General features: G+C 39.2%; 6 protein-coding genes. 3 read left to right on the top strand and 3 right to left on the bottom strand.

Translation table 11 applies throughout. The annotated features are described in order from the left end of the window. Nucleotides 1-909: 909 nt before the first annotated feature. Nucleotides 910-1,923 (bottom strand): sensor histidine kinase, encoded by a 1,014-nt coding sequence (locus tag ACFIK0_RS04950; protein WP_375631405.1) that lies wholly within the window; start codon nt 1,921-1,923, stop codon nt 910-912. 22 nt (nt 1,924-1,945) lie between these two features. Further along, nucleotides 1,946-2,740 carry a response regulator gene (locus tag ACFIK0_RS04955; RefSeq protein ID WP_273791319.1) on the bottom strand — a complete coding sequence of 265 codons (795 nt, stop codon included), beginning with the start codon at nt 2,738-2,740 and terminating at the stop codon, nt 1,946-1,948. Nucleotides 2,741-2,909: 169 nt separating this feature from the next. Here ACFIK0_RS04955 and ACFIK0_RS04960 point away from each other — a divergent pair, with 169 nt between their 5' ends. From ACFIK0_RS04960 to ACFIK0_RS04970, 3 genes are all read left to right on the top strand, one after another. Continuing rightward, the gene (locus tag ACFIK0_RS04960) at nt 2,910-3,113 is read left to right on the top strand and encodes a NepR family anti-sigma factor (protein WP_015856821.1); all 204 of its coding nucleotides are present in this window, start codon (nt 2,910-2,912) and stop codon (nt 3,111-3,113) included. 7 nt (nt 3,114-3,120) lie between these two features. Beyond that, on the top strand, nt 3,121-3,675 hold the full coding sequence (locus ACFIK0_RS04965; protein ID WP_375631404.1) for an RNA polymerase sigma factor: 555 nt from the start codon (nt 3,121-3,123) through the stop codon (nt 3,673-3,675). A gap of 224 nt (nt 3,676-3,899) precedes the next feature. Next, nucleotides 3,900-5,330: a sensor histidine kinase gene (locus tag ACFIK0_RS04970; RefSeq protein ID WP_375631403.1), complete on the top strand. Its 1,431-nt coding sequence runs from the start codon at nt 3,900-3,902 to the stop codon at nt 5,328-5,330. A gap of 928 nt (nt 5,331-6,258) precedes the next feature. Here ACFIK0_RS04970 and ACFIK0_RS04975 read toward each other — a convergent pair. Then, nucleotides 6,259-8,247, bottom strand: a complete 1,989-nt coding sequence (locus ACFIK0_RS04975; RefSeq protein ID WP_273791323.1) for a M23 family metallopeptidase — start codon at nt 8,245-8,247, stop codon at nt 6,259-6,261. Between the last annotated feature and the right edge of the window lie 403 nt (nt 8,248-8,650).

An 8,650-nucleotide genomic window follows, 5' to 3' on the forward strand; every position in this document is an offset into this window, starting at 1 on the left:
TCCCCTTTGAGATGCGGGTTCCCTTTATAGTGAATTAATCAAAGTCATTGGTTTGCACGTCATAAAGGGGTGTGTAGGGGCTTTGTATCAATGAGAAATATTTGAAAAAAAGCCTAAAATGCCTCTTATGGACGCTCTCAAAGGTCAATGGCTGTTGTAACATGAAAGACAAATGGTATGATGATGCTCAGCTACTACTTTTATGAAGTGAAAAGGGGCATGAAGGTAAAGAAGGATATGGCGTAACAAGGGGCGGGTTTGATGGTTCACTTTACGGGGGCTGGGGGCTATTATATCTTATTTACAGATACTGTTTTGAAATGAGCGTGGATGCGCTGGGAAATATTAAAAAAGTGCGTGAATGAAAGACATAAGTGTATTCTGTTTTAGAATGTCCTATTGTACCTGAAGAGAATATCTCCATTATAGAATGCGATATATAAAAGCGTAAAATATGTAATTTTCATCAATTAATTGTCGTTTTCGTGGAGGCTTTAAGCCCGTAAAGCTGAAGAATGATGATGGATGTTAGCTTTACTCCTTGAAATTGCATATTATGCCAAAATAAAATTGTATGCGCATTGCGAAAATTACACAAAAAGAGATGGGTAATAGGCTCGCTTTTATTTGGCATAGTAAAAGTTGAAACGGTTTGCTCTTTATCGTTTTGGTTTCTGTTTTAAAATATGCCGGTTATATGAGGGATGGAAGTTGATTGACAGCGGGAATAGATTTTATGTAGCTTTCAGTTCTCATCGTTAAGGTTTTTCGTTAAGGTTTTGGGGAACTATTGGGGGACTATAGAGGTTGGTTTAAAGAGGTTGGAAAATATCTTTGTGCTTAATAAACAGATGAGACATTTTACTAAAAAAGGGGAAACTTCTCTTGTTCATTGTTTAAAATGCTCTTTTAAGAAAAAATATCAAAATAAGTATCAGGAACAGAGAGGCAATAGACAATTCCTTCTTGTGTCAATTTGAGGGAGGCTGAACCATTCACGGAAATGGGAACGATTTTTTCGAGAACGGCACTACCAAAACAGGCTTTTTTATTGTTTGTGGGAGGGATGCCGGATTCAAAATTTTCATGCCAAGTGATGATAAGTTGCGTTTTGCCATTCAGTTTTGTTTCGATTTCACAGCGTACACAGATGCTCCCCTTTTCTTGGGAAAGGGCTCCAAAAGAAAGAGAATTGACAATCAGTTCATGAAAAGCCAAACCAATATGCAAAGCGGCATTGGGAAAAAGATAAGGATCGACGCCTTCAAGTGAAAAACGTTCTGTTTCTTTCATTAAATAGCCTAAAGCCTGCGTTTGGACCAATTCGCGAAATTGAGCACCACGCCAATCGGAATCCGTGATCAGATCTTGAGAATGAGAAAGAGAATGAAGACGACCTTGAAATTTTCGTAAAAAAACTTGAAGAGATTCAGTATAGCGGGCGGTTTGACTGGCAATACTTTGAATGATCGCTAGAAGATTTTTAGAACGGTGACTGACTTCGCGAAGAAGGATTTTAAGCACTTGTTCACGGCGGCGTAAGCCGGAAATATTGACACCGGTGGTGATAATACCAATAATGTCTTCGTTATCATTGCGGTGGCAATCAATAGAAAATTTGTACCAAATCTCTTGTTTGTTTGTATCTTCAAAACGTGCTTCAACAGTTTGCATTTTGCCACTGGCTAAAACTTGCAGTTTGATGGTTTCCATATTGTCTGCAAGGTCAAGCGAAAAAAAGTCGCTGTCACGACACCCAACCCGCCATTTATTGTGCAAATGGTGGGGCAAGTTTTCAGCCCATAAATAAACCAGATTTGTTGCCTGATAGAGAACGCAAATATCCGCACCACGAATCGCTTGCATGAGCGCACTCATATGAGATTTATCCATGGGAGGCTTTGAAAGAGGCGTAACAATCATAATTTTAAGATGTTACCCTGTTCTAAGCCGCTTTAGAAGCATTCTCTTGAAAAAATAAAGCTTGGGAAATAAGCGCTTTCACCATATCTGGGTTAAAAGGTTTGGTCACTAAAAAAGTTGGTTCTGGACGCTCGCCAGTGAGAAGCCTTTCGGGAAAAGCCGTGATGAAAATCACTGGTATACGGTCATTTTTCAAAATCTCGTTGACCGCATCAATACCTGAACTGTTATCGGCTAATTGAATATCAGCCAAAATCAACCGTGGTTTTTTCTTATGGTACATAATGACAGCTTCATCACGCGTGCGCGCTATTCCTACAACATGATGACCTAGGCTTTCTACCATTTGCTCAATATCAAGTGCAATAAGAGGTTCATCTTCAATAATCATGACTTCAGTGGCAATTTGTTGAGAAATATCAATAGATGCTTGGTTGAGAAGCTTGCGGAATTCTTTCGTATCCAGATTCATGATTTCGCTGGCTTCTTGTTCATGAAATCCTTCAACGGCAATGAGCAAAAATGCTTGGCGTGCACGGGGCGTGAGATAGGATAATTTGGCACTGGTTTTTTGTTCAAGACCAAATTGAGGCAGGGGTTCTGGGATGTTCGGTGTGGTTTGGTCAAAAAGATGGCAAAAAAGCCAATAGGTACCAATTCGGTCAGTGGAGGCTTTGGGAAAAATGGAGATGTCGGCAATGAGTGCTTCCAACATCGCTGACACATAAGCATCGCCAGAGGATTGGCTACCGGTGACAGAGCGGGCAAAACGCCGAAGATAGGGAAGATGCGGGGCAATGCGCGTTGATAATGACATAATTTATAACTCCTTTGACCTTTCAAGCACTTTGTTGGTTGAAATTCTCAACCGATAAAAAAGTTCCTTGATTTGTATGGAACTTTTTACCGACAGCTATATTTACAACTATAAGGCGAAAAAATTCTTCGCGGTGCTACCAATATTATATGGATTAGGGGGATGAAAAATGAACGACCGTGATGAAAAAAATCTCACCACACAATTTACAGTTGGAGATGATCTTCTCGGGGTCAATAGCGAAATAGCACGGAAGTTACGTCAATTTTACATGGAAATTCAAGAAGAGGCACTGCCACGGTGTTTGCTTGAGCTTTTAGAGAAGTTGGAGCGCGCAGAGCAATTTGGCTTAAACAATGTGGAAAAGGTTTGAATCCTTTATGTCAAAGCGCGCGAAAAACTTTAAACAAGAACTCCTTTCTGTGTTGCCGGCTTTACGAGCTTTTGCTGTTTCTTTAAGTGGCAAGCACGATAAAGCTGAAGATTTGGTTCAAGATACTGTTATGAAGGCATGGGCTAAGCAAGATAGTTTTGAGATGGGGACTAATCTTAAAGCTTGGCTTTTTACCATTTTGCGCAATGAATTTTATAGTCAAATGCGTAAAAAGGGAAGAGAAGTTCAAGATACCGATGGCGTGTTTACTCAAAATGTCGCTGTTCATCCTGCTCAATATGGATCGCTTGATTTGCAAGATTTCAAAAAAGCCTTAAATTTGCTTTCTGCCGATCAAAGAGAAGCCATTATTCTCATTGGCGCATCGGGGTTTTCTTATGAAGATGCTGCGACTATTTGTGGTTGTGCTGTTGGAACCATTAAAAGCCGTGTGAGCAGGGCGCGTAATCGATTACAAGAACTTCTTAAGGTGGATGGTGAGTCTGATTATGGTCCTGATTCTTACTCAGCTGGAAGTACATTGTGTTCATTTAACGGCTAAAAAAGCATAATAATTATGATCGATAGCCTTGTTTTTTTTATTCCCGTTATAGCTATTACAGTAAAGTCAGTATCTGAGGAAATTCAGAAGTTTGGCGTGTATCCTTAGGAACACAAGAAAAGCCTGTATAAAACTTTCTCACGGGCTTTAGGTTTTATGTTCCATAAGGTTGCCTTCCTTTGTGCTGAAAAATGACGACTTTCAAGTTCGCCAATGGACATTCTATGACAACAAAAACAAATTTGATGCCTCAAATGCCTTCTTCTGATGCAACGATATCACGCTGGCGGTGGGGTGCGATTGTTGTTTCTCTTGTTATGGCTCTTTTGGCATCGGTTTTTATTATGTTGCTTTCAAATGCCGTTGATCGAGAAATCGCACAGTTGAATACAAGTTCAGAATTGCGCGAACAGGCTGATTTGGTCCTTATTAGCTTGATTGATATGGCTGTTGCTGATCGCAGCTATGCAAAAACGCGCAAGGCGGAAGATAAAATACGTTTTGAAAATTCAGAGCGGGAGTTGGGGAATATTCTCGACTATATCGCACTTATTGTTTATGCGCATCCGCAGTGGTATAAATGGTTTACGGCTTTTAAAGAAGAGGTTGAAGCACGAAAAGCCTTTATGAATGCCCATATGCATGCTCTTGATGCGATTCCTGAACAACCTTCTCAACCTTCTCATGCGGACTCTTTGGAAGTATCAAAGATTCCTGTGGCACGTTTAGCTCAATTGATGACAAGCTTTATTAATGGGGATGATGTAGTGCGACAAAAACAGCGTGAGGGTATCGCATTGATGCGGGCTGCTTTGACATTGGCGGCTATTGTTTCCGTTGTAAGTACCTTTATTTCTGCCTATTTTGTTATTAATCGTTTTCATCGTGATATGCGCTCTTTAAAATTGTATCAATTGCTGCTTCATAGCGAAAATATCGCTCTGGAAGCCCGCGTGAAAGAACGAACACAAGAATTAGAAAGAGCACGTAATCACGCTGAAAAAGAACGCCAACGGGTTGAAATATTGTTGCAGGATGCAAGCCATCGCATTGGCAATTCTCTTGGAACGGTGTCTTCTTTGCTGGGGCTCCAGTTAAACCGGAGCAAAAATGAAGAGGTACGTTCTGTTCTAGGTGCTGCACGTGATCGTATTCAGACAATTTCTACAGCACATCGTCGTTTGCGCTTAAGTGATGATATGGAAACGACTTTATTGGCAGAGTTTCTTAGTTCTGTTGTGCATGATGTCGAATTGGCAGTTCCTTTTGAATTGCGTGAAAACATCACCATTCACACCAACTTTAAAGATTGTCGCCTGTCTTCAAGAGATGCGACAACACTTGGAATTATCCTTGGTGAACTGCTGACAAATTCCTTAAAACATGCCTTTCCTGATCAACGGTCGGGTCATATTTATATCTCCTTTGGTCCCCAGAAAGATGGACAATTGATGCTCATTGTAGAAGATGATGGCGTGGGAATGAAAAGCCAAACTTTAAAACAAAAAACAGGACTTGGTCGTGTGGTTGTGGAACAGCTCTGTATGCAATTTGGTGAAAAACCTCTGTTTGAAACTTCTGCTTTAGGAGGCACAAAGATTGTTATTCCTTTGCCAAAACTTAGCATGAATAGTTCAAAAAAAAGCTCTGACTGATTTTTTTAAAGGGGTAAACTCTTTGCTCGTGGTAAGCTGCCTTTCATTCATCGTGAATGTATGGGGAGGGCATCTTTTCACAAGAAGAAGGAAAAATACGGCTTCAGTAGCGCGAACACAGCACTCTTTAATATTAAATTATCGATTGTCTTCAAGAAAGGCAACTTTGCTTCTTTATCTTTTGGTGTAATGTTTGATTTTCTCTCTCGTTGTTTTTTTGCTTTATTGACTCCGATGATCCGCTTTCAAAGTTCTCCTTGTCTTAGAGCTTTGAAGTGCTTAAGTGAGCCTTTAAATTTATTTTGAATAAGTGCTCCTTTAAGCCAATAATAATACTTATATTCGTAAGCTCTATTTCTTTGCTAAGAGATTGTTTTTTTTAAGTTTTGTTATTTTTTGTAAGGGCTGTTAAAACTTTAAATATGGGGTTTTTTTTGTAAAAGTGTGTAAGGAATATTCTCTTAGGTAAAACTTGCTCATAAAGTTCATGAAACACCGTCCTTTAGGGCTATGAACAGCATACATTCAACAAGTGAAATCTATTCAACAAGAAGTCGGGTTGTTTATAGAATGATATGGATTTTAGAATCTTCATTCTTTAGAAAAACTCACCTTTGATTTAAAACTTTATTGCATGGAAAACAAAGGGATTTTTATCGTTTTGATAAAATAAACAAGAAGAGTTAGCCTTTTGGGGGTTCATATTTTTCACTTTTCTATTGTGCGTAAATCTGCAAACCTATTGTGCGTAAACCTGAAAAGGGGAGGGCGTTTTATTTTTAATCATTGTGATGCGACCTTGGGTGGTGGCATATTTCGACGTATCCTTTAATAGATATTTAAAGTGCGGAAATCTCTTTGAGAAAAGTAAGCGCTAAAGCATATTTTTAGATGTTTTGAGTCGTGAAAATGCAGATGCTTTCATGCTTTAAGTCTCTTCGGAGGGTGCTATCGGGCTGTTGATCAAAGAATCAATATTGTTTTTTTCTTGTAGGAATGTTTGTAGGTCTTGATTGGTTAAGGCTTTGCTATCCGGTATACGAATGCGCATGGGATCAACTTTGACGCCATTGACAATGATTTCAAAATGACAATGGGGACCGGTTGCCATTCCTGTTGATCCAACATATCCAATAATTTGTCCTTGTCGTACTTTCACGCCTGGTTTGATGTCTGGTGCATAACGACTTTGGTGTGAATAACTGCTGACATATCCATTGGCATGTTGAATTTCCGTGTGATTTCCATAGCCGCCTGTTACGCCTACTTTTGTGACAATACCATCTCCTACAGCAATAATGGGCGATCCTTTAGGAGCAACCCAGTCAACACCCGTATGCATGCGAATATAGCCTAAAATAGGATGTTTGCGTGGACCAAAGGGGGAGCCAAAAATCCCATTTGGTGTGGGTTTGCGCAGCAAGAAAGGCTTTGAACTCTTCCCTTCAGAATCATAATAATCAACGCTTCCATCTTTTAATTGATAACGGTAATATTTATAAGTTGTATTTCCAAAAGTTGCGCTAATATAACGAATTTCTGGATCAGTGTTTTTGGATGCTTCCTTTGCTTTCAAGTTCTTTTTGCCGTTTTTGTTTTCTTTATCGCTTTGTGGTACGGCATAAAATATTTCGATCTGATCATTGGGTGTTATCGGACTTTTCATGTCAATATTGGTGGCCAGCAGACGAATAAGACGATGAGAGAGAGATTGTGATATATTATGGCTTAGCAAAGCACTATAGAGTGCATCATAAGCCGTTGGTAATTGCGCGCTATTGATGTAAGAATGCGGAATACCATTTTGAAAAGCCGTTTTAAGCGCTTTAGACATTTTAGGCTCTGTGCTTTCAATGAATTGGCCTTTATCATTCAGGGCAATGGTGAGAACATGATGCATCCCTTGATAGATACTTGCGCGTACGAGATGGTCTTTTTCACCAGCTTGTGTCACGATACCAATGCGTAAAAGGCTTCCCTCTTTAAGAGTATCGGAAAGGCTTATTTTTTCTAGCGTTTTTACAACTTGGTCAATTTGCTTTTTTGTATAACTGGTTTTTTTGAAAGCATCGGCTATCGTTTGTTTTTTACGAATAGGAATAATATCTTCAACATAGTTTTTCGTCAGATCGATACGGTGGCTTTGAGGAGAAACGGTTACATTTTCTTGAACGATTCGAACTTCAGGGGATTCTGTGCCTTGGGAAGGGGAGGATGCATCTTCTAACTTTAAAGGATCAATCAATGTGAGAACTGAAAGAAGTTCGGTGCTCTTTTCTAAAGTAAATCCAGCTTTTTGCACTTCTTGTTGTGCCTCTTCATCTGTCAATGTGTCGCTGTCATCAAAATCGAATTGATTTACCTTAAAATCATAGCTGCGTAAGGTGAGTTTTGTTTCGATTTTTGCACCGTAAATCTGCCCAGAATCTTCTTGTGGTGCAATATTTTGACTTTGCGAATCACTGGCAAGAATGCTTAAAGAATCAAATTTTGGATAGCTATATTTCTGGGGGCGATTTTCGGCTAAAGCCATACGAATCCATTCAAAATGTTGTGTTTGAATGACTTTTTCATCGCCTTTTTTTTGTAGAATCGATAGTTCAAATTGACGTTTTCTGTCAAAGCTTTGCCGTGCATGGGTGGGAGAAATACGATCACCTTTATACCCATTGGCCTCAGGGTCTTGTGATTCTGATAGGTTTTCCTGCGTAAACCATTGTGGCGGTGTTACCAATCGCTGTTGTTCATCAAGAGCCGTAAAAAGTGCAATCCCCATAAGAATGCAGGAAGTGATTCCTGTCAGAATGGTTCCCGTAAGCCAACGAGCAGAGACCTGTCGGCGCGCAGGCCGCAAGCGTTTGACGACAAGAGCAGGGTCCTGTCCAGGATCGTTTTTTTGTTGTTCGTTATCCCACATAGATTTATAAGAGTACTTTTCTATATTAAATAAAGAAAGCTAGATAGATAGCTTAGCATGCTTCTACAGGAATTTGATTCTTTTTACAAATTACAGATCATGCGATTCTCTTTATACAGCAATGTCTTTATAAATCGTACCTGTGCAGAAAAATTTCCTTATTAAAGTAGCATAAAACAAGCGTTATTGAGATTAACTCATTCTTAGGCAACTTCCTATTTTCATGCATTGCAATGGGGTGCTATATTTTACTTTAAAGGCGCCATGCTCTCTTTGAACTCCTTTTGTTTTCATGTTTTATTTTTATGAAGGCAGATTTTTCCAATTAATGTCTTGAAATAGGATTTTTTGTTACAATATTTTATTGGAAATGTTTGGGTTATTTTATTTAAAAAAAAATAAA

This window comes from Bartonella sp. CL63NXGY (assembly GCF_042194905.1).
Taxonomy (GTDB): Bacteria; Pseudomonadota; Alphaproteobacteria; order Rhizobiales; family Rhizobiaceae; genus Bartonella.